At 69.8% G+C, this 21,851-nt stretch carries 17 protein-coding genes; 9 read left to right on the top strand and 8 right to left on the bottom strand.

The window, feature by feature from the left end:
* Window positions 1-51 precede the first annotated feature (51 nt).
* Window positions 52-1,845, top strand: coding sequence for a peptide-N4-asparagine amidase (locus tag QMK61_RS03550; protein ID WP_302070452.1), 1,794 nt, complete (start codon window positions 52-54; stop codon window positions 1,843-1,845).
* Window positions 1,846-1,948: 103 nt separating this feature from the next.
* Here QMK61_RS03550 and QMK61_RS03545 read toward each other — a convergent pair whose 3' ends face one another.
* The 3 genes from QMK61_RS03545 to QMK61_RS03535 all read right to left on the bottom strand — a co-directional run bounded on the left by QMK61_RS03545 (window position 1,949) and on the right by QMK61_RS03535 (window position 5,427).
* Window positions 1,949-3,418 (bottom strand): hypothetical protein, encoded by a 1,470-nt coding sequence (locus QMK61_RS03545; RefSeq protein WP_302070451.1) that lies wholly within the window; start codon window positions 3,416-3,418, stop codon window positions 1,949-1,951.
* The gene (locus QMK61_RS03540) at window positions 3,415-4,599 is read right to left on the bottom strand and encodes an SPFH domain-containing protein (protein ID WP_302070449.1); all 1,185 of its coding nucleotides are present in this window, start codon (window positions 4,597-4,599) and stop codon (window positions 3,415-3,417) included. The genes QMK61_RS03545 and QMK61_RS03540 overlap by 4 nt, the downstream gene beginning before the upstream one ends.
* Before the next feature lie 306 nt (window positions 4,600-4,905).
* Complete coding sequence (locus tag QMK61_RS03535; protein WP_302070447.1) at window positions 4,906-5,427, bottom strand: lipocalin-like domain-containing protein; 522 nt, start codon at window positions 5,425-5,427, stop codon at window positions 4,906-4,908.
* Window positions 5,428-5,547: 120 nt separating this feature from the next.
* Here QMK61_RS03535 and QMK61_RS03530 point away from each other — a divergent pair, with 120 nt between their 5' ends.
* Window positions 5,548-6,441: a LysR substrate-binding domain-containing protein gene (locus QMK61_RS03530; protein ID WP_302070445.1), complete on the top strand. Its 894-nt coding sequence runs from the start codon at window positions 5,548-5,550 to the stop codon at window positions 6,439-6,441.
* Between the two features lie 179 nt (window positions 6,442-6,620).
* Window positions 6,621-7,274, top strand: a complete 654-nt coding sequence (locus QMK61_RS03525; RefSeq protein ID WP_302070444.1) for a hypothetical protein — start codon at window positions 6,621-6,623, stop codon at window positions 7,272-7,274.
* Between the two features lie 168 nt (window positions 7,275-7,442).
* Here QMK61_RS03525 and QMK61_RS03520 read toward each other — a convergent pair whose 3' ends face one another.
* Entirely contained in the window at window positions 7,443-7,904 is a 462-nt protein-coding gene (locus QMK61_RS03520; protein ID WP_302070443.1) for a glycine zipper 2TM domain-containing protein, read from the bottom strand.
* Window positions 7,905-8,050: 146 nt separating this feature from the next.
* Entirely contained in the window at window positions 8,051-8,560 is a 510-nt protein-coding gene (locus QMK61_RS03515; protein ID WP_302070442.1) for an Lrp/AsnC family transcriptional regulator, read from the bottom strand.
* 25 nt (window positions 8,561-8,585) lie between these two features.
* Between QMK61_RS03515 and QMK61_RS03510 the strand changes: the two genes are divergently transcribed.
* Window positions 8,586-9,086 (top strand): nuclear transport factor 2 family protein, encoded by a 501-nt coding sequence (locus QMK61_RS03510; RefSeq protein WP_302070441.1) that lies wholly within the window; start codon window positions 8,586-8,588, stop codon window positions 9,084-9,086.
* Window positions 9,087-9,442: 356 nt separating this feature from the next.
* Here QMK61_RS03510 and QMK61_RS03505 read toward each other — a convergent pair whose 3' ends face one another.
* Window positions 9,443-11,527: a beta-L-arabinofuranosidase domain-containing protein gene (locus tag QMK61_RS03505; protein ID WP_302070440.1), complete on the bottom strand. Its 2,085-nt coding sequence runs from the start codon at window positions 11,525-11,527 to the stop codon at window positions 9,443-9,445.
* Between the two features lie 220 nt (window positions 11,528-11,747).
* Between QMK61_RS03505 and QMK61_RS03500 the strand changes: the two genes are divergently transcribed.
* Entirely contained in the window at window positions 11,748-12,305 is a 558-nt protein-coding gene (locus tag QMK61_RS03500) for a DUF3228 family protein (protein ID WP_302070748.1), read from the top strand.
* 66 nt (window positions 12,306-12,371) lie between these two features.
* Here the strand turns inward: QMK61_RS03500 and QMK61_RS03495 are convergent, their stop codons facing one another.
* Together QMK61_RS03495 and QMK61_RS03490 are read right to left on the bottom strand one after the other, a co-directional pair.
* Complete coding sequence (locus QMK61_RS03495) at window positions 12,372-14,114, bottom strand: glycoside hydrolase family 76 protein (protein ID WP_302070439.1); 1,743 nt, start codon at window positions 14,112-14,114, stop codon at window positions 12,372-12,374.
* Window positions 14,115-14,684: 570 nt separating this feature from the next.
* Entirely contained in the window at window positions 14,685-17,333 is a 2,649-nt protein-coding gene (locus tag QMK61_RS03490; RefSeq protein ID WP_302070438.1) for a glycoside hydrolase family 31 protein, read from the bottom strand.
* Between the two features lie 357 nt (window positions 17,334-17,690).
* On the opposite strand from QMK61_RS03490, the gene QMK61_RS03485 reads away from it, so the two are divergent.
* The 4 genes from QMK61_RS03485 (at window position 17,691) to QMK61_RS03470 (ending at window position 21,840) form a co-directional block, all read left to right on the top strand.
* Window positions 17,691-18,854 carry a PAAR domain-containing protein gene (locus tag QMK61_RS03485; protein ID WP_302070436.1) on the top strand — a complete coding sequence of 388 codons (1,164 nt, stop codon included), beginning with the start codon at window positions 17,691-17,693 and terminating at the stop codon, window positions 18,852-18,854.
* Window positions 18,851-19,519 (top strand): hypothetical protein, encoded by a 669-nt coding sequence (locus QMK61_RS03480; RefSeq protein ID WP_302070435.1) that lies wholly within the window; start codon window positions 18,851-18,853, stop codon window positions 19,517-19,519. Before QMK61_RS03485 ends, QMK61_RS03480 begins: the two co-directional genes overlap by 4 nt.
* Window positions 19,516-20,178 (top strand): DUF2931 family protein, encoded by a 663-nt coding sequence (locus tag QMK61_RS03475; RefSeq protein WP_302070434.1) that lies wholly within the window; start codon window positions 19,516-19,518, stop codon window positions 20,176-20,178. Before QMK61_RS03480 ends, QMK61_RS03475 begins: the two co-directional genes overlap by 4 nt.
* A gap of 540 nt (window positions 20,179-20,718) precedes the next feature.
* The gene (locus QMK61_RS03470; RefSeq protein ID WP_302070433.1) at window positions 20,719-21,840 is read left to right on the top strand and encodes an ABC transporter substrate-binding protein; all 1,122 of its coding nucleotides are present in this window, start codon (window positions 20,719-20,721) and stop codon (window positions 21,838-21,840) included.
* Window positions 21,841-21,851: the final 11 nt, after the last annotated feature.

Below are 21,851 nucleotides of genomic sequence, written 5' to 3'. Positions count from 1 at the left end.
CCGGGTGTCGTCGCGTTGCTGGCCGTGGGCGCGGTGCCGGCGGCGGGGCTGATGGCTGCCACGACGGCGCGGTTCGAGGTCGGCTCGCGCGTGGTGGCCACGGCCGAGCCGCCGGTGTCGCGGCCATCGACGCCGCCGTGCCGGGTGACGGTGTTCGACCACGAGGCCTTCGACGACAAGGGCGACGGCTCGTCGATGGCCGCGCGCCCGCACCGGTTCGATTTCGCGCCACCCAAGGGCTGCGCCGGCGGCTGGAGCAAGGTGGTGCTGGAGGCGGATTTCTCGGTGCCGGCCGGGCGCCAGTTCGACCGCACGGTGGCGCTGTGGCTCGGCGGCGTGAACCTGTATTTCGGCACCACCATCGAGCCCGAGCCGGACGTGGCCCAGCACTGGCACGTGGAGCGCGACCTCACCGACTACGCCGCATTGTTCCGCCAGGCGCAGGCGGGGCAGATGATCCTCAACAACTGGATCAGCCCCACCACCGACCAGCCGATCTACGTGGACATGCGGCTGGCGTTCTACCCGGCAAGCGCCGGACATCCGGCCGCGGCGGCGGCCGACCGCGTCTATCCGCTCGGCAGCGACCCGCGCGGCGAACAGACGCCGCTGGAGCATCCGGGCGACAGCCTGTCGCGCCGGATCACCTTTCCGCGCAACGTCGAGCGCGCCTACCTCGACGTGATCGCGCAGAGCCAGGCGCACGACGAGCGCTGGTACACCTGCGTCGACCAGGCCTACCTGGAAAGGACGCGCGACTACTCGCTGGAGTCGTTCGAGGCCTGCGACGGCGGCAGCTTCCGTGGCGTGGAGGTGCAGGTGGACGGCAAGCCGGCCGGGCTGGCGCCGGTCTACCCGTGGATCTTCACCGGCGGCGTGGCGCCGCACCTGTGGCTGCCGACGCCGGCGATCCAGACCACGGACTTCATCCCGGCGCGGGTGGACCTGACACCGTTCGCCGGTCTGTTCGACGACGGCCAGCCGCACACGGTGGCCGTGCGCGTGCCGGGCGCCGATCACTTCTTCAACGTCGCGGCGAACCTGCTGGTCTACCAGGACGCGCAGGCCAGCCAGCTGAGCGGCGGGATCACGCGGAACACGCTGGCCGCGCAGTCACCGGTCGTGCCCACCGTGCGCGACACGCTGCACGCCGATGCCGCCGGCCGCATCGTGGGCACCCTCGACACCGACCTGGCGCAGGCCTACGTGATCGCCGGCCGCCTGCACACGCCACGCGGCACCCTCGACACCACCGTGCGCTACACCGGCGGGTTCCACAACCACCAGACGTTCGCGCGGCCGGGCGCCAGGGGCTACGACGAGACCATCGACCAGTCGGGCACGATGTCGCTGGCGGTGGAGCGCACGCTGGACGGCAAGCGGCTGGACGGCTACACGGTGCGGCAGCGCGATCCGCTGTTCCTTTCCTCGCGCAAGACCCTGCGCACCACCGGGCAGGACTTCACCGCGCAGGTGGCGATGAAGCAGGGCCACCGCATCGAAACCACGCGGACGGATGCGCGGGGCGCGACCTACCGCGCCGTGCTGGACGAGCGCCTCGCCACCCGCGACCACGCCGACGGCAAGACCATCCCCGACCCGCTCGACCGCACCACCTTCCCGTACCACGAAGCCGGCAGCGAGCAGGTGAGCTTCAGCGACTCGCTGGGCAGCTGCTATCGCACCGCCATCCAGTCGCGCGACGAGCGCCTGACGGCGGCGGGCGAGGGCGCCGGCTGCCCCGGCGGCGCGAACCGGCTGGATGCCCGCTCGCGTCCCGACCATCCGTGGCTGGTGCCGATCGAACCGGAGAAGGCGCCAGAGGGCATGCCTGGCGAGAGATGACGTGCGTGGGCGCGGCCGGCCCGGAAAACGCAACGGCACGGGATCCCGGCGTTCGTCGGGATGGCCCTTCGTGGAAGTGCCTGCAGATCGCGGGCACCCGGCATCAGTCCCGCAGGCTCACCGTCTGGCTGCGCCAGGCCGCGTCCTGGTAGCGGTAGAACTGGCTCAGCGAGGACGGCTTGTCGGCCTGTCGGGTGGTGGCCAGGGACGCCATGTCCAGGATCCCGAAGCGGTGGACGAAGCGGCCGTTGACCCGGGCCTCGCGCGCCACCAGCATCAGGCGGTCGCCGGGCACCCAGCCGGCGAATTCGATGTAGCCCAGTCGCGGATCGTCGTCGGCCGGCGGCAGCACGTCGATCACCCATTGCTTGCCGACCACGTGGAACAGCCACAGCTCGCGCCAGCTGGCCATGGGCTGCACGGCCAGGGCCAGCGCGGTGCCGTCCGCGTTGGCGCGCGCCGAGCCGGTCCAGACCGTGCCGTAGGTGCAGCGTTGCGCCAACGGCGACTTCGCGTCGTGCCTGCGGTCCAGCAGCCGGATGCAGGTTTCGCCGGGGCGGCCCGGCGCGGTGGCGATGTGCAGGCCCTCGACCGCGCCGGCCGGCGGCCGGGCCGCCCAGCGCGAGGCGCCCACGCGTATCGCCGCATCGTTGTAGTCGTCGCGGTCGCTTTCGACCAGCGCGCGGGTGTCGACGGCCGCCAGCTCGTCGATGGCGCGCGACGCGGCCGGCTGCGCCGGTTGCCGGTGGCGCGTGCGTTCGAAGGCGATCGCCGCCCACACCGACGCCTCGCGCATGTGCAGGCGGTTCTGCACGTAGCGGGGCAGGCCGGCGCGCGGCACGCGGTCGAGCAGGTCGGCGCGCCAGGTGTCGAAGGCGGCGCGCTGCACCGGCGGCAGGTCGGGGTCGACGCAGGCCGGGTCGGTCAGGGCCAGCGCGGCGGTGGCCTTCTGCGTCGCGGTGGCGTCCAGCGCCATCACGCGACGGAAGGCATCGCCGTCGTAGCACAGCCTCACGCCGTCGCCGCGGGCGATGCTGCGGATCGTGACGCCGTAATCGGCCACCACTTCCAGTTGCCCGGACAGGGCCTGTTCCAGTGCTTTGTTGCGGTTCGTGGAGGCGCGCCGGGCCAGGCGCCCGGCCATCACGCCGAGCGCGTCGAACGGCTCGGCGTCGATGGCCTTGCCCGGGGCCGCTTTCAGGTAAGCCGCCGCATACGCGATGCCCAGCGCCTCGTTGCCCGGCATGTCGCGCAGGAAGCGGACGACTGCCAGCAGTCCGGGCGCATCGTCGGCGCGCATCGGGACGATGCGCACCCGGTCGGCGCGGACGAAGCCGGCGCGCTCGAGGCGATGGTCGTAGACCTGCAGGTAGTCCAGCGCATGGCCGCGCACCTCCAGGGTCTCGCCCTGCCACAGCACCGCCTGCAGGGCCGCCGAGTGGCGCGCCTGCGCACGCAACGCGGTGCCGTCCACGCTGACGATGGCCAGCGGGTTCGCGGGTGGCGGTGCGGGTTCGGCGGCCTGCGCCAGGCCCGTGCCCAGCAGCAGGGTCATCCAGGCCAGGGCCTTCATGGCGCGCTCCCGGCGGCGTCGCCCGTCGCGGGGGACCGGTGCGCGCCATCGATCAGGGCCTGGCCGATGAATCCGCCGGTGGCTGGCGGCGGCGCGATGATCACCGAGATCTTGTCGGACAGCTTGTCGGCCAGGGTCTTCTGGATCAGCAGCGGGTGCCTGTCGATCAGGGCGCCATCGCGCGCGAGCTGCTCGCTGCTGACCTTGCCCAGTTTTTCCAGCCGGTAGGCTTCGGCATCGGCGAGCTTGCGGCGCGAGTCGGCCTCGCCGGCAGCCTCGATGCGGCGTGCCTCGGCGGCGCCCCTGGCGTTGCGGATCAGGGCGGCGCTCTGGGCCTCGGCTTCCAGTTCGCGCTGCTCGATCTGCTTGCGCTTGAACGGCAGCACGTGCTTCATCGCCTCTTCCTGGCCCTTGGCCGCGATGACCTGCTCGTCGGCCGCCGCCTCGGCCGCGGTGTCGCGCCGCGCCTTGTCGGCCTCGGCCTGCAGCTTCGATTCCTGCACCTGCTTCTGCTTCAGCTGCAGGGTGTACTGCATCTGCTGGTTCTCCAGCTCGGTGGCCAGCACCTTGTTCATGCCCTCGCGGTAGTCCGGCGGCAGGTCCACGTTGCCCATCATCACGTTGCGCAGCACGATGCCGTCGGCGGCCAGCATCGGCTTCAGCTCGTCCTCGATCACCGTCTGTATTTCCTGGCGCCTGGTCGAGAAGATCTCGCGCACGGTGTAGCGCGTGAACACCTTGTAGATCACGCCCTGCACCAGCGGCTCCACCAGGTCGCGGCCGATGTCGTCGGGAAGGACCTTGGCGACCCCGGGCAGGGTCTTCGGGTCGAGCGCGTAGCGGATCGCCAGTTCGACGCCGATGGACAGGCCTTCCGACGACTGGAACGGCGCCGGGCCATCCGCCTTGGCGCTGCGCGTGGGGCGGTAGATCCGGTCCTGCAGCTGGAACCTGCGCAGGCTGTGGATGCCGGGAATCACCAGGCAGGGGCCTGCGTGGAGCTCGCTTGTCGAGCCCGTCCATTCGTTCGTCCGGATGCCGACCTGCTGCGGCCCGATGGTTTCGACCGGTGGGTGGCGGTAAAGCCCGTAAGCGCCCAGCGCGAGGATCGCCAGGACCAGCGTCTTGCGGTTGAACACGCGCCCGGCCACCGTCCTGAACCCGTTCGGATTGCCCGTCATGATGCCCCCCTTGCCGCATGGCTTCCGTGGATGGGCTCCATCCCGTTGCGGGCCTGGAGCCTGCCTTCCATGGGCCCGGGCGGTTGGCGCCTGCGGGCCGCTGGTTGGCGCTTATTAGGAAGGCGGGCGGGGCCGTGCGCGGGCCGAAGATGCGACGGGTCGCAGACCGGATGTGACAGTTGGCGGGCAGGTGATGCGGGGATGGTCCCGACCACGACTGGATGCACGGGTGCGTCGTTCAGCCGTGGTGGTGTCCGGCGGCCGGGTTTCCTGCCTTCCGCTGGCGCCGGCGTCGCGCGCGTGGCGTCAATCGCCGATACGTCGCCAGACCGACACGGGCACGTCGCCGTTCGGCCGCGGCGGCACCTTGTAGCTGAGCGTGTCGCCCTGCAATTCGAAGGTGCGGCGTTGCTCCTGCCCCTCCCAGTTGGGGAAGGAGGCGCCTTCGATGCGGAAGACCAACTGGTGCTGGTCCGGCTCGACCGCGATCGTGCCGTAGTGGGTGCTCGAGCCCATCACGGCCGCCCGGTATTCCCGGGCGCTGGCCTTGGCCTTGGCCGGGTTGGCGAAGCGCGGGCGGTCGGAACGGTAGATCTGCAGCGAGTAGTGGCCCATGCGGTCGATCAGCAGCAGACCCTTCGGCGCCTCGCCGTAGTCGTGCGAGCGCGAGCCGTCCGGATGCAGCACGTCGGCCGCGGCCAGGGTCCAGGTGCCGGCCAGCGAAACGTCGCCGCGGGCGCCGGCCATCCTGGCGCCGGAGGACCAGGCCAGGCCGGGCAGCAGGCAGGCGATGATGGCGAGGCGGGAGAGGGTGCGATGCAGGCTCATGGGTGTCCTCCTTCGGGTCGGGTACGCACGCACGCGTGGGTGGGCTCCGCCGATCCTAGGGCTTGCCGTCATGTGGAAAAACCGAATAATTCGGTGGAAATACTTTTGAATTTCTTACCTATGCCGCTCCCCAACCTCGACATGGACGCGCTGCGCAGCCTGGAAGCGATCCTGCGCCTGGGCAGCCTGGCGCGTGCCGCGGAACGGGTCGGGCGCTCGCCCTCGGCGGTCAGCCAGCAGATGCGCAAGCTGGAGGCGCAGCTGGGCGAGCCGCTGTTCCGCAAGCAGGGGCGGCGCGTGGTGCTGACCGATGCGGGCGACCGCGTGCACGCCTATGCGCGCCGCATCCTGGAACTCAACGACGAGGCGGTCCATGCGGTGCGCGGCGCGGCGGTCGACGGCGTGGTGCGCTTCGGCCTGCCGGGCGATTTCGCCGAATCCTGGCTGCCGGCGGCGCTGGGGCAGTTCCGCAAGGCCTACCCGGCGGTGCGGGTGGACGTGCTGGTGGAACGCAACGGGTTGCTGCTCGAGCGGCTCGACCGCGGCGAGTTCGACCTGGTGCTTGCCATGAACCAGGGCGGACGTGCGGACGCCGAACGCCTGGCCACGCTGCCGATGACCTGGATCGGCGCGGCGGGAACGGACGAAGCGGTGCGGCCGGACGCGGTACTGGACCTGGCGCTCTACCCGCCGCCGTGTTTCTTCCGCCAGGCGGGCACGTCCGCGCTGGAGCGGGCCGGCATCGCCTGGCGGCCGGCGTTCGTCACCGCCAGCCTGCACAGCCTGTGGGCCGGCGTGGCCGCGGGCCTGGGCATCACCGTGCGCACGGCTGCCGACCTGCCGACTACGCTGATGCGCCTGGATGAACGCCACGGCCTGCCGCCGCTGCCGGGCGTGGACCTGTGCCTGCATGCCGCCCCCGGCGCGCCGTCGGCGGCGCTGGCGCGCCTGCGGGAGGCGGTGATGGAGCAGGCGCGGACCCACCTGGGCCGCGCGGGTCGAAACGGGCATTGAGACCGGGCGCGCTTGCGCCGGAGTGCGAAGAAAGCCCGGCGTCCGGGACGCCCGCCTTTCGTCATGCCGGGACTCTATTGGCAAACCAGCGGTGTTGATGCACGATCGATCCGCTCGATGTTTCCCACCACCCTTTGCACGAGGCTGCCATGCGGCACACACGTCTTTGCATGTATGTCATGGCCCTGCTGGTGCTGTCGTTGGCCACCACGGCCTGCGTGAACGGCGTCAACGGTTCCGTCGACGTGCCGGCGGGCACCAGCGTTTCCGACGCGCACACCGTGAACGGCTCGGTGAGCCTGGAGTCCCACGCCAAGGCCGACAAGGCCACCACCGTGAATGGCTCGATCCACCTCGACAGCGGTGCGCAGGCGGGGGTCGCCCATACGGTCAACGGCGACATCACGCTGGCAAGGGACGCCAAGATCGCGGGGGACGCGAAGACGGTCAATGGCTCGCTCAGCCTCGCGGAGGGGGCGGCCGTGGACGGTGCATTGATCAACGTCAATGGGCGCATCGAGATCGACGGCGCGCATGTCGGCCACGGTATCACCACGGTGAACGGGGACATCCGCATCACGGGCAACGCCGTGGTCGACGGTGGCATCCGGGTGGAGAAGTCCGGCGGCGGGAACGAGATTCTCGGCATCCACTTCGGCAACGGCGGCAACCACGTGCCACAGGTCGTGATCGGCGCGGGCGCGACCGTGAATGGCCCGCTGACCTTCGAGAGGCGGGTCAAGCTCTACGTCAGCGACCAGGCCCGGGTTGCGGGCCCCATCAGCGGCGCCGACGCGGTGAAGTTCTCTGGTTCGGAGCCGCCGGCTTCATAAGGGCGGTCGGCAGGAGCGGGAAGAGCAACGGCCGTCCAGCCGCCCGCTTCCCGGAACTCCGGCCCCGGCCCCGGCCCGGTTTGCGAGAGGCGGTCCTCTCGACATGCGGAGGCCGGACAGGCGAAACGCCCCGGCCGGGGCGTTTCGTTTGCCGCAACCCGCCGGACCCTACTGGATCCGCGTGATGTTCCCGTTCGCATCCACCTGCACCAGGTCGCCCTGGCGGATGCCGCTGGCGTCCTTGACCTGGATGTTCTGGTAGCTGCCGTTGCCCATCTTGATGCGCACGGTCCAACTGGTGTTGCTGCCGGCGTTGTTGCCGATCGCGTGGCCGGCGAAGCCGCCGCCCACCGCGCCACCCACGGTGGCGAGCTTGCGGCCCTTGCCCTTGCCGACCTGGTTGCCGAGCACGCCGCCGGCGATGGCGCCGATGATCGTGCCGGCGGTGCCATGGCCGCCGCCCTGGGTGATGTTCTGTTCCACGCGCTGCACGGTGCCGCATTGGTCGCAGCGCAAATAGATCCCGTCGTTGCGCACGAGCACGCCGCTGCTTTGCGCGGCGGCGGTGCCGCTGGCGGCAACGCCGAGCATGGCGGTGAGGGAGAAAGCGAGCAGGGACTTGGCGTTCATGGGGCCTCCTTGGGTGAACGGCGCGGGATCGGTGCGACCGGGCGCAAGTTTATGCCGCGACTACCCGCACGCGGCGTGAACGGGGCGTCGCGCGCCACGCACCTCGTCCTCCGCAGGCGCGAAGTCCGAAAGCGGAAGGCCGCGCCCTATGCTTGCTGCGGGGGCGGCACGACATGCTGGTGCCGGCTGTTGAACACGACGGAGGTTTCCACGCGCAGCACGACGTCGTGGCGGTTGAAGTGCTCCGATATGATCGTCTTCAGGTGCTGCATGTCGCGCACGACGACGTCGACGATCAGGTCGGAGCGGCCCGATACCAGGAACACGTTGCGTACTTCCGGAATGGCGGCGGTCGAACTGACGAAGTCGTCGACCACCTCGACTTCCAGCTTGCCGAGTTGCACGAACAGCACGGCTTCCAGCACGAGCCCCATCGCCGCGAGGTCGACCTCGGCATGCGCGCCCAGCAGGACGCCGCGCGCCCTCAGGGACTTGATCCGCTCGTGGCAGCTCGATGGCGCAAGGCCCACCTCCGCCGCGATCCGCTTGTTGGACAGCCACGCGTCTTTCGTCAAAAGGCGCAGGATGGCGAAGTCTGTTCGGTCGAGATCGGTCGAGCCGGCCATGATTCCGAAATCTGTTCGATTGACGTTCATTCGATCCTAATGACATTCTGGATTCATGACAAACAAACGAATTTCATGGGCAATCCTGGCCACCGTATCGTTGTCCTGGACCGCCCACGCCACGCCGCCGGCCGTTTGCCGCGTCGCATCCAGCCGACCTCCCGCCGGCGCCGCGGTCCGTGACACCGTTGCGCAACGGTTGATCGCGGAAGAGCGGGCGAGCTGGGACCTGGCGATCCGGCGGAATGCCGCTGCCTACAGGGCGCTCCATGCCCCGGACTTCATCACGGTGACCGGCGGCGGCGTGGTGGGCAAGGCGGCCAGCGAAGAGTCGGCCATGGATGCACGAGTGCGCTTCGACCAATGCGCGCTTTCGGGATTCGACGTCCGCTTCGTCGCGCAGGACGCCGCGCTGGTCACCTATCACGCGAAGGCGGCGGGGCTCGACCACGGGAAAGCCTTCCGGCTCGACAGTTATGCATCGTCCCTGTGGGTGAAGCGCAACGGTGCCTGGTCGAACGTGTTCTACCAGGCGACGCCCGCATCGGGGCAGTAGGCACGCGACAGGGGAGGGGGAAGGGCGCTGCCCGGCGCCACGCGCGCCGGGGAAAGGAGCCCCGGCGCGAGACCCCGTTGCAGCTCTCAGAGCCTGTTCAAGATTTCCCCGTGGCCCGCGCCGGGTCTGTTGGCACGCAGATCAAGGAAGAGCGAAGGAGTGGACGTCCGTCCACGACTGAGCGATGACGCAGGGAGGCGGGCCAACAGACCCGGCCCGAAGGGCTGCCTTGCCCTGGCCACCATGCGGCAGCGCGCGCGGCTTGGCCTGCCCGCCAGGCAGGCGCTGCGCCACGCACTCCCACCGGGCGGCCAGGGCAAGGCAACGCGAGCTACGGGGAGATCGTGAACAGGCTCTCAGCCCACATGGTCGTCCCTGGGGTGCTCGTTGCTGCCGGGCGCCAGCAATGGGAACGCCGTGATGCGGAGCTTGGGCGCCGCGTAGGGCAGCAGGGTGAGCAGCTGCGGCGTGTCGCTCGCGTCGGCCTGCGGCCGGCGCGGCACCGGATCGGCGGCGCCTTCCTCGGCCTTCCAGCTGGCCACCGCACGACCTTCCACGCTGAGCGTCACCGGGGGCTGGTGGCGCGAGAACGGGACCGGGCCGACCGGCTGCTCGGCACGGCGGAAGACCGCGTTCTCCGGCAGGCCCATGTTCCAGCGCGAGGCCGGGTAGACCTGCCAGTCGGCGGTCAGTCCGCGCTGGCGCCACTTGATCCACGATTCGGCGATGGGCAGGGCGAACACCAGCGCGCCGTCGCGCACGCTGACCGAGTCGTTGAAGCCGGACACCATCGTCGGCGTGCTGGCGAAGCTCAGCGCGATGGTATCGCCCGGCCGCCACTCGCGGTGCAAGGTCACGAAGCGCCAGGCGCGTTCGGTAGGTTGCGCGTGGCCGTTCACGCTCAGCGTCGATCCGGTGGCCCAGCCCGGGATGCGCAGCTTCAGCGCGAAGGTGGCGGCCCGCGCCGGATGCAGCACGATCTCCACGCGGGAGCGGAACGGATAGTCGGTGCTTTGCTCGATCCGCAGCGGCACGCCCTGCACCACGGTCTGCACTGTGCAGGGCGCATAGACCATCGCCGCGATGCCGCCGTCCGCGGTCGCCATCCACAGGCTCTGGACGAGCTTGGGCCAGCCCTGGTGGAAGTTGGCGGTGCAGCAGCCGAAGTGGGGCTCCAGCCCGAACAGGTTGGCCTCCGGGCCGTTGCTGGTCCACGGGCGCCGGTGCAGGCTGCATTCCACCTGGTTGGGTTCCTGGTCGTACTGGTGCGCCCACATGTCGTCGGTGAAGGCGCCCGGCAGCGCGTTGTAGGCGATCGTCTCCAGCCGGTCGGCCAGGGCCGGGTCGCCGGTGATGGCCAGCGCCACCTCCAGCGAGAACATCGTTTCCACCACGGTGCACAGTTCGGTGCCCTGCGAGGGATTGCGGCCGGCCAGGTGCTCGTCGGCCGAGAACATGCCGTTCGGCAGGCCGTGCCAGGTGTCGAGCATCGCCAGCTGGTGGTGCACGGCGGCGCGATCGTGCGCGCTGCCCGAGACCAGCGACCACACGGGCGAGGACTTGATCGACATGGCGATGTTGACGCCGTGCACGCGCTGGCCGAGGTCCTTCATGAAGACGTCGTCGCCGCCGCCCCTGGCCTCGAGCGCGGCCACGTCGACCTTCGCCTTGAACGGGAAGTCGGCGAACATGCCCTGCCAGTCGAAGCCTTGACGGCGCAGCAGGGCGGCGAGCTGCAGCAGGCGCGGGTCGCCGGTGCGCTCGTACAGCCACAGCACCGAGAGCAGTTCGTCCTGCCAGCGCGAGCGGCCCCAGTCGCGCAGCGGGCGCTGCGGCAGCGCGCCCAGCTGGTGGACGAAGTAATTCGTCATCAGCGGGATCACCCGCGCATCGCCGGTCAGCTCGTGGTACTGCGTGAGCACCTTGAGCATGACCATGCGCGGCCACCAGTCGTCGTTGCTGCGCGGACCGAACATGCCGTTGGGCCAGGGGTGGTCCAGCGTCCAGTCGATGAACTTCTGCGCCTTCGCCTTCAGCGGCGCCGAGTCCAGCTGCCAGGCCAGCGGCAGCAGTCCGTCCAGGAAGTACGGGCCGCGTTCCCAGGATTCGCCGGTGCCGCCCAGCCAGCCGCTGTCGGGGCCGACGTCGGCCCAGGTCTCGTCCAGGTGGCCGCCCAGCCCGGACGCCTGGATCTCCAGCTGGCGGCGCAGCCAGCCCGCGGGCCGGATGGCGCCTGCAGGCAGCCGCCGGAAAGGTTGCGGGGCCAGTGGCGCGCGCGAGGGCGGGGGCATGCCCGATGCGGCGCCGGCCTCGCCCGGCGGTGTGGACCCGGTATCGGAACGGACGGCACACACCGTGCCGGGCATGATCGCCGCCAGGCCCAGCGCGCCGGATGCGCGCAGGAAATCGCGCCTGCCTTGGGACGGGTCATGCTGGGTCATACATGGTCTCCGTGCAGGATCGGGCGCGCCTGCGGGCGCAGGTCATCGAGCGCCCAGCGGCAAAGCAATAGTACGACAAATAATCCGCTCCTCCGGTTCCGGCCCGCTGGCCCGAGCGCGGCCGCTGGTGTCCTGCGCACCAGCCCCGGCGCCGTCGCCGTGCGGGGGCCGGGACGAGCGGCAGGCGATAATGCGCGATCCCTCCACCGTCGCCTGCCGCATGTCCATCGTCCTCACCGACTTCGCCCTTCCTCGCCTGTTCCCGCGCGAGCCGCGCCGCAACACGATCCAGGACTGCACGCCCGAGGCGTTCGAGCGCCACCTCAACGAGGTGCCGCCGCTGAAGGTGCTGGATGGCTACGCGCCGTTCTGCAAGCTGCACGTGCATCGCAACTGGACCTCCACGCGTTGCCTGGCCGTACCGATCACCGACGACAACCGGCACCTGCTGCGCTCGGACTACGACGCGCGCACGCGCGACGAGCTGCCGGTGCTGGTGCGCTGGTTCGAAGGGCTGGAGCCGCCGGTGGCGGCGTACCTGATCCCGATCCTCTACAGCCGCGAACAACTGGCGAAGGAGGGTTCGCCGATCGAGGCCGACTGGGGCGTGGTGGGCTGCATGTACACCGCCGAGCCCGAGGAGACGCCGATGGCGCCGATCACGATGATGCGCAACGCGCTGGGCGTGGACGAGGGCGGCTCGGGCGTGCCGCTGGACCGGGAGGCCTATCGCCGCAGCGTGGAGTTCTGGCGCGCGCACGCCAACTGGCGCGGGTAGCGCGGCGTGGCGCTGGCCAGCATGCCGCTGGCCAGCGCCTTCCTTGGGACGAGCCGCGTCGGCCGGCTACTCGGTGATGTCCGCCTTGACGTGGTACACGCGCCCGCCCCAGCCGTCGTTGGGGTACGCATCGGATACCTTGACGTAGACCGGCTTCGCGCCGTTGCCGGCGTTCCCCAGGTACGGCGTCAGGTCGATGCTGCGGTCGGCCTTGTTCGAGCCGTCGGTGACCGGCTGGCTGACCTGCAGCACCGTAGTCCAGTTCTGGCCGTCGGCGCTGACCTGGACCAGGTATTCGTTGTCGATGGTCAGGGTGACCTGCGCCGACGTGGTGTCGGACGGGAACGGGAAGCGGTAGGTGAAGTGGGCGCTGCCGTCGGCGAAGCGGTTCTGCACGCCGTTGCTCTGCGAGTGGTCGGCGTCCCACAGCCACGGGGTCTCGTCGACGGTGCCGGTGTCGAAGTCGATCGCGTGCGCGACCAGCACGTCGGCCTGGGTGGTGAAGCGCAGCCCGGGCGCGGTGACCGTGGCGTCGACCCGGTGGTGTCCGTCGGTGGCCAGCGCCGGCACGGCGATCTGCAGCGGGATCGTGCCGCTGACCGGGTAGGCCGTGCCGCGTGGACGCAGGCGCAGCTGGGCCGACGCGGGCGAGGCGCTCCATCCGGCCGGGGCCTGGATCGACGCATTGGCCAGGACCGGCAGCCACCCGGTGGCCGAGACGCCGAGGTCGATGGCGATGGGCGAGGCGCCCGACGCCGCCGGCATGATCACCGGCTGCGCCGGGGTCATGGTCGCGGCCAGGGATGCCTGCGGCGGGTGGGCGGGCACGTCGCCGATCAGCGCGCTGAGGGCGCTGGCCTGGGTGCGCCAGTCGAAGACGTTGGGATGGTCGGCGCTGGTGGCGCCGGACCAGCGGGTGCCCAGCCGGCCGGCGGCGTCGCGGTCGTCGTTCCAGAGGGCATCGGCCTGTTCGTCCAGGAACGCCGCATAGCGCGGATCGTGGGTGGTGTCGACCAGGTCGGTCCAGTAGCGCATGAAGATGCCCTTGAACTGCTTGCCGTTGTCGTCGCAGGTCTGGTCGAGGGCGTCGCATTGCTCGGTCAGGACGCCGTTGGAAACCAGCCCGCCCGGTGCGATCGCGGCGTCCGCCAGTTTGCGCACGGTGGCCAGGACGGCCGGGTCACGGGTGGCGCGCCACAGTTCCAGGCCGGCGCCGATCGCCAGGCCCTGGTTGTAGCTCCACACGGTCTGCCCGTTGTTGGTGCAGCTGTCGGTGAGCCCGTCGTTGACCAGGCCCCGGGCGTTGACCATGCCGCTGCCCTGGAACCACGCCCAGGCCGTGCGGGCGCGGTCCAGCCACGTCCGGTCGCCGCGGATGCGGTTGTGCAGTTCGGCGGTAAGCCGGATCCACAGCCCGTTGGTGACGGCGTTCTTGTAGGTGCGCTCGGCGTTCCACCACACGCCGCCGCCGCAGGTGCCGGTGTCCCAGTAGCCATCGACGTAGTCGGCGATGGTGACCGCCATGGCCAGGTACTTCGGGTTGCCGGTGAGGTCGTAGGCCTGCACCCAGGTCAGGCCCCACCATTCGGAGTCGTCGATGGCGCGGCTGGTGAAGTTGCCGAGCAGGGGATCGCCGGACAGCGCGCCCGCCGGGAACACGCCCTTGTCCTTCTCGAAGGTGTTGTCCAGCTGGCCGAGGTAGCGGCGGTCGCCGGTGCGCTGCATGTAGTCGCCGATGGTCTGCAGGGCCACCGCCGAGTTCCACCAGCTGGAGGGGAACCAGGCCTTGTCCGGGTCGTACGAGCCCATCAGCACGTCCGCCGCCACCCGGGCCCGGGCGACGGCGGTCGGGCCGTCGGTTCGCGGCCCGGATTCGGGTTGCGGGGACTGCGCGGTCGCCGACGTGGCAAGCGCCGTGGCCATGGCGACGAGGCAGGCCAGGGCCAGGCGGTATAGCCGTGTCGCTCCCGGGGTTCCGGGGCGGAGCCCGGGAAATTTCAATCGATCTAAAAACGAGCGGGACTTCGACGTCGAGTTCATGATCGGAAGCTCTCCTCTAGGGCATGACCGGGAAAGGGGATGCAGGCTGCATGTCCCCATCCGTCCCATGGCCGGGGTGGCGGCGTGGCGCCGATCCGGCCTGGAAACGTGCGTGGTGCGGTCTTCGCGGCGGCAGGTCGGCGAGGTGCCGGGCCTGTGCGCCCGGTCGAGTATTGCCGGGGGATTTCCCCGGTTTTGAGAACCATGCCACGGACTGCTCACCGCCGGTCCGGGCGGGCGTCCCCCGTGCAGGAGCGGGGCGCCGTGCGCGAAGGGCTTCGGCTGCGTATCGCGGGAGCCTTCCGCGCACGGGGCGCGCCTGCCAGGCCGTGCCTGGCGTCAATCCTTGCCGATGGCCTCGATCATGCGGGCGAAGTGCGCCTTCACCTTGGCATCGGCGTGCGTCCGTTCGACTTCCGACGGCAGCTTCGCCAGCCGCGCATCGAACGCCTTCACCAGCGCTGGCAACCGTTCGGGACGGTAGTCGATCAGGCGGCCGAGCTGCGCGGCGAGCGACACGTCGTCCGGCAGCGGGGCCGGCGAGTTCCAGTGGTATTTCAGCCATTCGACCGCGGCCGCGGTGCGCTTCATGCGGTAGCGCAGGCCGGCCACGTCGGCGGCCGGGTCGGCGAAACGCACCGCCACCTTCAGCGGCTGGTCGGCGCTGCGGGCGGGCACGACGATGCGGGCCGTCAGCGTGTCGCCGTCGTACTGCCAGTGGCCCGGGCGTGCATCGTCCGAGCGGGTGTACGGCTGGCCATCGACCGTGACGCTGGCCGGCAGGCCCGCGTCCGGCAGTTCGATGGTGAACTGCTTGTCCTGCGGCATGCCGGGATAGCGGCCCTGGCGCGGGCCGACGGTCAGCGTCGCGGCGTGCGCGTCGCGTTGCCCGTCGATCGCGGTGAAGGCGTATTCGCCGTGGCGGTAGCCCTCGCTGTCGCCGGCGTCGGTGTACAGCCGCGTATGCGCGGTGCCGCCGGGAAACTGGCGCAGCACGATGGCGCCGTTGTCCATGTCCTGCAGCTTCTTCACCGAGGGCGGGTTCATCGGCAGCACCGCGCCGGCGCGGACGAACACCGGCACCTCGTCCAGGGCGTAGTCGCGGGTGACCGTGCGCCCGCCTTGCAGCACGTCGCCGCGGTTGCGATCGTACCAGCGGCCCGGCGGCAGCCAGGTCGATACCTTGGCCACGCCGTCCTGCATCGGCCGGGTCACGGGGGCGACCAGCAGGTCGTCGCCGAACATGTATTCGCTGCCGGCGTCGTACGCCTGGGCCTGGTCCGGCCAGGCGTAGTACAGCGGCCGCAGCAGCGAGACGCCGGTGTCGTAGGCCTCGCGCGAGGCGGTGTAGATGTAGGGCGCCAGCGCGTAGCGCAGGTCGATGATCTGCCGCAGCGCGGCGAAGTCCTCGGGCGGGAAGCGCCAGGGTTCCTTGCGCAGGCCGGCCTCCTTGGAGGAGTGGGTGCGCAGGATCGGGCTGAAGGCGCCGAACTGCATCCAGCGCACGTAGAGCTCGGGATCGATGTGGCGCTGGTCCTCCGGCGTGTCGTCGGTGAACATGTGTCCGCCGATGTCATGGCTCCAGTAGCCGTAGAGCACGTTGGACGCCGTCGCCGTGAAGTAGGGCTGGTAGGCGAGCGACTGCCAGGCGATCACCGAGTCGCCGGAGAAGCCCACCTGGTAGCGGTGGTTCCCCAGGCCGCCCCAGCGGTGGTAGATCATCGCGCGCGCCTGGTCGGCCAGTTGCATGTGCGTGTAGAAGACGTAGTTGAGCCACCAGGTGTTGGACAGGCCCGGCAGCTTCTTCGAGTCGGGCCATTGCTGCCAGTCCAGCCACCAGAAATCCACGCCCTCGGCATGCAGGGGATCGAGCACGGTATCGAACAGGCCGCGCATGTAGCGCTTGTCGGCGGCCTCGAAACCGATGGCCTTGCCGTCGTGCACGCCCATCGCCCTGGCGAAGGCGGGATAGCGGGCCTCGTTCGGCGCCACGCCGGAAGCCGGGTGCAGGTTGAGCGTCACCTTCAGCTGCTGGCCGTGCAGCCACGCCAGGAACTTCGCCGGGTCCGGGAACAGGCTGCGGTTCCAGGTGTAGCCGGTCCAGCCGACCAGCTGGCCGAAGGCGTCCTGTTTGGCGTATTTGGGATCCCAGTCGAGGTGGTCGGTGCGGTGCCAGTCCATGTCGACGACCAGCACGTCCAGCGGGATGCCGTAGCGCTCGAAGTTCTCCACCAGTTCGCGGATTTCGCTGTCCGAGTAGTTCCAGTAGCGCGACCACCAGTAGCCGAAGGCGAAGCGCGGCGGCATCGGCTCGCGCCCGGCCACCCTGGCGAAGTCGCCCAGGATTTCCTTGTAGTGGTGGCCGTAGCCGAGGAAGTAGAGGTCCTGGCACTCGGCGCAGGGGCGCTGCTCGACCCAGCGCCAGGCGCTGTCGTCGAACAGGAAGCTCTTCGAGTCGTCGATCAGGTGCCAGCCCTGGCGCGACAGCAGGCCTTGCCCGAGGTCCAGCTTCTTGCCGGTGCCGACCTGCACGTCGCCGCGGTAGCGGTCCAGCGTGCGCGCCGTGCCTTTCAGGTTGCCCGTTTCCGCCTGGCCGGGGTGCCACTCGAAGGCCGTCCTGAAACCCTTCGAACGGATCGAGAGGTTCCCCGGACTGAAGCGGCCGCTGCCCAGCGTATAGGCGAGGCTCAGCGATGCGGTGTCGATGTGGAGGACGCCGTCGCGGGTGCTCGTGGTGAACTTCGGCACCGGCTGGTCGCGGTCGATGAACACCTGCGAGGGCGCGTCGACGAAGCGGCCGTCGGGCGACCATTCCATGCGGATCATGCGCGGCGTCAGCACGGTGAAGCGCACCTGGCCGCGTTCGACCACGGCGGCGGGGTTGGCCTTGCCGTGCATGGCGGGTCGGGCTTCCTGCGCCGGCGCGGGCAGCGCCGTCGTCAGTGCGAGCAGCGCGAGCGCCGCCAGGGCATGGGCATGTCGCTTCATCGGAATCCTCGTCGTCGTCGTCGGGTGGCCCGGGGAAGGTGCGCGATCCGGCATCGGCGAATCGCGGGAGTCATATACAAAAATAATACATTTACAGCGAGGAGAGGTACTGGAAAGGCGTGGCGCATGCGGTTCGTGCAGATTCTGGTAATCACTGATCGCGCTCCCGGAAATAAGTGACCACCTCGACGTTATCTGTTGGCCGCGCTGCTGGTATTGACCCGTCTGCAAAAAACAAACCAGCGGGACATCGACGCCAGCCTGGGCACTCGATTCGGGCCATGCACACCGGGTAAGGTACGCGCGGAGCGCCTTACCCACGCTCGGCGGATTTCACCTCACACGCAGGATGCGACCATGACCTCTCCGCACAACCAACCCTTCATCGTCATCGGCGACAAGACCAGCCACGGCGGCACCGTCGTCGGCGGGACCACCACCTCCACCACGCACGGCAAGCAGATCGCCCGCGTTGGCGACCCGGTGACGTGCCCGCAATGCGGGCACGCCACCACCATCGCCACCGGCGACGACACCATGATCGTGATGGGCCGGGCGGTCGCCCGCCACGGCGACAAGACCGCCTGCGGAGCCACGCTGATCGCTTCGCAAAGCGTCACCACCGGCACGCCAGCCGGCGGCAGCGACACGGCAAGTTCATTCGCGCGGGCGCTTGGCCCGGCGCCGGCGGCCGACATGGCCGCGCCCGCCACGCCGGCGCTCATGGACGATGACACGTCCGGCCCGGATAGCACGCCGGCCAAGGAGCTGGTCACGCTGCGCATCGGCCTGTTCTTCGACGGCACCGCCAACAACGCCGACAACGCGCGCATCGGCGCGCAGTGCCGCGCGATGGCGAAGGACAAGCATGAGGAAGCCGTGCTGCTGGCCGGTTGTCAATACGTCAACGACACCAGCTATGGTGACGGCCCCACCAACGTTCGCCACCTGCACACGCTGTACCCGGACAGTACCCGCGACGACGCCCCGATCGCACACGGCGGCGACTATTTCATCCCGATCTACATCGAGGGCGACGGCACCGTCAGCGGCCAGGGCGACAACAGCGTCGCCTTGGCCACAGGCAGCGGCGATAGCGGCATGGTGCAGCGGGTGCAGGATGCGTTCTACGTCGCCTTGCTTGAGACACTGGGCACGTTTGCACGCAAGCATCCCCATGCTTATGCCCAAGCCATCGAACTGGACATCTTCGGCTTCTCGCGCGGCGCGGCCGAGGCGCGGCACTTCCTGCACCTGGTCAACCAGCGCGGCCACGGCCCGCTGGGCGACGTGATCCCCGGCGCCAACCTCAAGCTCAAGCCGGGCTTCGCGTGGAAGACCGACCTGCGCGCCGGCTTCGTGGGCCTGTTCGACACCGTGTCGCATCTGGGCGCCTTGCCCGATACCTCCGTGGCGAGCAACGCGGCGAACGGCTTCTACCTGTGCCTGCCCGAAGGCTGCGCGACGCGCGGCGTGGTGCACTCACCGCCCGCGACGAGTGCCGCGTCAACTTCCCGTTGACCTCGGCGGCGCCGCCGTATCAGGACATTCCGTTGCCCGGCGCGCATTCCGACATCGGCGGCGGCTACCTCGACGGCGCCGAGGAAGTGGTGTGGCTGATCCGTCCGATCCTCGGGCAGGAGAACGCCATGCGTCCGCTGGAAAGCACGCGCCCCTACCGAGAGGCCCAGCGGCAGCTCCAGCGCCTGCAGGTACAGGACCCGGCCAATGCCGCCGCCATGCGCATCCACTGCTGGGCCGTGACGCACCCTGACGAAGCGTCCCACTACACCCGCTGGGGCAGCGTGCCCATGCAGACCGTGGCCGCCACCGTGGAGATGCGGCGCACGCTGTCGAATGGCTATGCGGGCATACCATTGCGAGCCATGTATGGGCTGGCGAAAAAGGCAGGCATCCCGTGGAGCCAATCACCAGACGATCTGTCTGAAATGCAGATGCCCGACGAACTCCGGACAGTGCTTGCCCGCACGCTGTCCTACGTCCAGGGCGGCGGATCGTTCCACCTCAGCCACGACGAGAATCGCCTCCTGCGGCAACGCTACCTGCACCACTCGTCTGACTGGCATGTCTCCGACGGCGGCGTGTTGCCGCTGGCGTTGCTCTACATCAACCGGCCCACCGACGACGGCCGGCGCGTGGTCATTCCCAACGAGGACAAGGCATGAAGCGTGGCCTGCTCTGGTTGTTCGGCCTGACGCTGGCCCTGACCGCCTGCGCCAGTGAAACCCATCTTCCGTATCGCTCCTGGTACCTGAGTTTCAGCGACGTGCCGCACATGCAGGTATGGGTGGAGGATGCCCAGGTGGTCGATGTCACCGGGCGGCGTTTCCACGACTTGTCGCCCGGGGCTTTGGGGGACGATAACGACCCGGATGACGTCAGCCCGGCGGGCTGGGCGACCAGTTCGGGGTATGGAAAGGGTTACAACGTGACGGGCGCTGCGCTGCCCCGGCAGGTCTACGTGCGCTGGCAGTCGCTGGCGGAGCCGCGGACCTATCAGGCCACCGTGGACATTCCCGACTCGGTGCGCAAATTGATGCTGACGAAAGGGCCTCCTGATCCGAACTTCAAACACATGCCGCCTGACGCCCGGTACTACACAAAGCTCAATCTCGGTCTTGCGCCGGGAGGCTGGATCAGAGTGTGGGTCGGTGGTGTGCTGGAGGATCCCATTCCGGTCATGTGCGTCAAGGCGACGGTGGTGCCGCAAGGGCCGGGGCTTGGCAAGATGAAAGGGCATTACGCAAAGCTCTCGCCCAGAGCCAAGGCATACGTCGCCACGCATGCCATCCCCTACGGCTCATGGGACTGCAACGCGCATTGATGGCCGACAGGCATGTCTCCGACGGCGGCGTGTTGCCGCTGGCGTTGCTCTACATCAACCGGCCCACCGATGACGGCCGGTGCGTGGTCATTCCCAACGAGGACAAGGCATGAAACGCGGCCTGTTCTGGTTGTTCGACCTGGCGCTGGCATTGACCGCCTGCGCCAGTGAAACCCATCCGCTGTATCGCTCTTGGCATCTGTGTTTCAGCGACGTTCCGCACATGAGAGGTGTGGGTGGTAGACGCCCAGGTAGTGGATGTGAGCGGCGGCGTTTCCACGGCTGGTCATGGGGGCTTCTACGGTCAAACATCAGCAGTACGACAGCACCAGACGCGTGGGCAGTGATTACTGGAATCAACCAACCGGAATACGCAATTCGCCCGCCCGCCGGGCCCCCGCCGGATGGGGCCTGTCGCCGCGGAGGGGCATTCCGGCGCACGCAGGCCGGTTCGCGGGACGATGGGGGCATGGTTCGCCGCGGCCGGGTATGAGCTAGATTGGCGCTTGCCTGGCCGCTGGCCACGAGAGTCGCCTGTCCATGACGATGCCACCTTCGCCGCGAGAGGCGAGGCAAGCCCGCGGCGCCGCCCGGATCGGCGCCCTCGTTCCGCTCACCCGGCCTGGCTGGGTCGAGGCCGGCCGGCACCTGCTTGCCGGGCTCGAGCTGGCCGTGCATGACGCCAACATCGCCGGCGGGATCGCCGGAAGGCCGCTCGAACTGCTGGTCCGGGATACTGCGGCCGACCCGCAGCGCGCCGCGGCGGCCGTCGACGAGTGGGCCGACCTGGGCGTGGCCGCGCTGGCGGGGGAATACCACAGCGTCGTCGCGCGCGCCGCGGCGGCGCGGGCCGACGCCCTCGGCTTGCCGTTCCTCTGCGCGTCGGCGGTACTCGACGCGCTCACCGGGCAGCCGACGGAATGGGTCGCGCGGCTGGCTCCGCCGCAATCGCGCGGCTGGGGGATCTATGCGGACTTCCTTCTCGGCAAGGGGCACCGCCGCATCGCCGTGGCCGCCGAGCCGAGCGTCTACTGGGCATCCGGCACCCGCATCCTGCGGGATTGCCTGGAACCGCGCAGCGGCGCCGTGATCGATCTCGATGCGCGTTCGCTCGCGCCCGCGGCCATGTGCGACGCGCTCATCGACCATCGCGCGGACGCGCTCCTGCTGCTGCTCGGGTTCCCGGAGCCGGCGGTGTCGATCGTCAAGGCCGTCCGCGGTGATCCGCGCCTCGCCGGGCTCCTGGTGGGCGCCCCGGCCGGGCAGCCGGAGTTCGATGGATGGATGGCGTCGCTCGGCGACGACGGCGCCGCGATCCCGTTCCTGCGCTACCTGCCCGGACGCCTCACGCCGCTCGGCGCGCGAGTCGATGCGGACCTTCGCAAGCGCTTGTCCGCGGCGCCTTCCTTCGTCGCCTTCGAAGGCTATGACACGATCGTCGTGCTCGCCGACATGCTGCGCTCCCACGGCATGGAGCGGCCGCGCATGGCCGGGGCCTGGCCGCGCGTCGCCGTCGAAGGCACGCGCGGGACGATCGGGTTCTCGCGCGTGCCGGGCGTCAGCGTCTGGCAGTGGGCGGCGGCGCCGGTCCAGGTCGTCGACAGGGATCCGGCGGAGCCTGCCCGCTTCCGGGTTCTGCATGCCGACGGCGAAGGCGCGTAATTCCGGCCAAC

The sequence above is a fragment of the Fulvimonas sp. R45 genome (genome assembly GCF_030504985.1).
Taxonomy (GTDB): domain Bacteria; phylum Pseudomonadota; class Gammaproteobacteria; order Xanthomonadales; family Rhodanobacteraceae; genus Rhodanobacter_A.
Note: the sequence above shows the minus strand (reverse complement) of the source record. Positions and strands in the feature narration are given on the sequence as shown.

What these genes read in the sequence shown, in the direction of transcription:
- QMK61_RS03550 (WP_302070452.1), top strand. Translation starts at nt 52, where the DNA reads ATGGCTGCCACGACGGCGCGGTTCGAGGTCGGCTCGCGCGTGGTGGCC.
- QMK61_RS03545 (WP_302070451.1), bottom strand. Translation starts at nt 3,418, where the DNA reads ATGAAGGCCCTGGCCTGGATGACCCTGCTGCTGGGCACGGGCCTGGCG.
- QMK61_RS03540 (WP_302070449.1), bottom strand. Translation starts at nt 4,599, where the DNA reads ATGACGGGCAATCCGAACGGGTTCAGGACGGTGGCCGGGCGCGTGTTC.
- QMK61_RS03535 (WP_302070447.1), bottom strand. Translation starts at nt 5,427, where the DNA reads ATGAGCCTGCATCGCACCCTCTCCCGCCTCGCCATCATCGCCTGCCTG.
- QMK61_RS03530 (WP_302070445.1), top strand. Translation starts at nt 5,548, where the DNA reads ATGCCGCTCCCCAACCTCGACATGGACGCGCTGCGCAGCCTGGAAGCG.
- QMK61_RS03525 (WP_302070444.1), top strand. Translation starts at nt 6,621, where the DNA reads ATGGCCCTGCTGGTGCTGTCGTTGGCCACCACGGCCTGCGTGAACGGC.
- QMK61_RS03520 (WP_302070443.1), bottom strand. Translation starts at nt 7,904, where the DNA reads ATGAACGCCAAGTCCCTGCTCGCTTTCTCCCTCACCGCCATGCTCGGC.
- QMK61_RS03515 (WP_302070442.1), bottom strand. Translation starts at nt 8,560, where the DNA reads ATGAACGTCAATCGAACAGATTTCGGAATCATGGCCGGCTCGACCGAT.
- QMK61_RS03510 (WP_302070441.1), top strand. Translation starts at nt 8,586, where the DNA reads ATGACAAACAAACGAATTTCATGGGCAATCCTGGCCACCGTATCGTTG.
- QMK61_RS03505 (WP_302070440.1), bottom strand. Translation starts at nt 11,527, where the DNA reads ATGACCCAGCATGACCCGTCCCAAGGCAGGCGCGATTTCCTGCGCGCA.
- QMK61_RS03500 (WP_302070748.1), top strand. Translation starts at nt 11,748, where the DNA reads ATGTCCATCGTCCTCACCGACTTCGCCCTTCCTCGCCTGTTCCCGCGC.
- QMK61_RS03495 (WP_302070439.1), bottom strand. Translation starts at nt 14,114, where the DNA reads ATGGGCTCGTACGACCCGGACAAGGCCTGGTTCCCCTCCAGCTGGTGG.
- QMK61_RS03490 (WP_302070438.1), bottom strand. Translation starts at nt 17,333, where the DNA reads ATGAAGCGACATGCCCATGCCCTGGCGGCGCTCGCGCTGCTCGCACTG.
- QMK61_RS03485 (WP_302070436.1), top strand. Translation starts at nt 17,691, where the DNA reads ATGACCTCTCCGCACAACCAACCCTTCATCGTCATCGGCGACAAGACC.
- QMK61_RS03475 (WP_302070434.1), top strand. Translation starts at nt 19,516, where the DNA reads ATGAAGCGTGGCCTGCTCTGGTTGTTCGGCCTGACGCTGGCCCTGACC.
- QMK61_RS03470 (WP_302070433.1), top strand. Translation starts at nt 20,719, where the DNA reads ATGACGATGCCACCTTCGCCGCGAGAGGCGAGGCAAGCCCGCGGCGCC.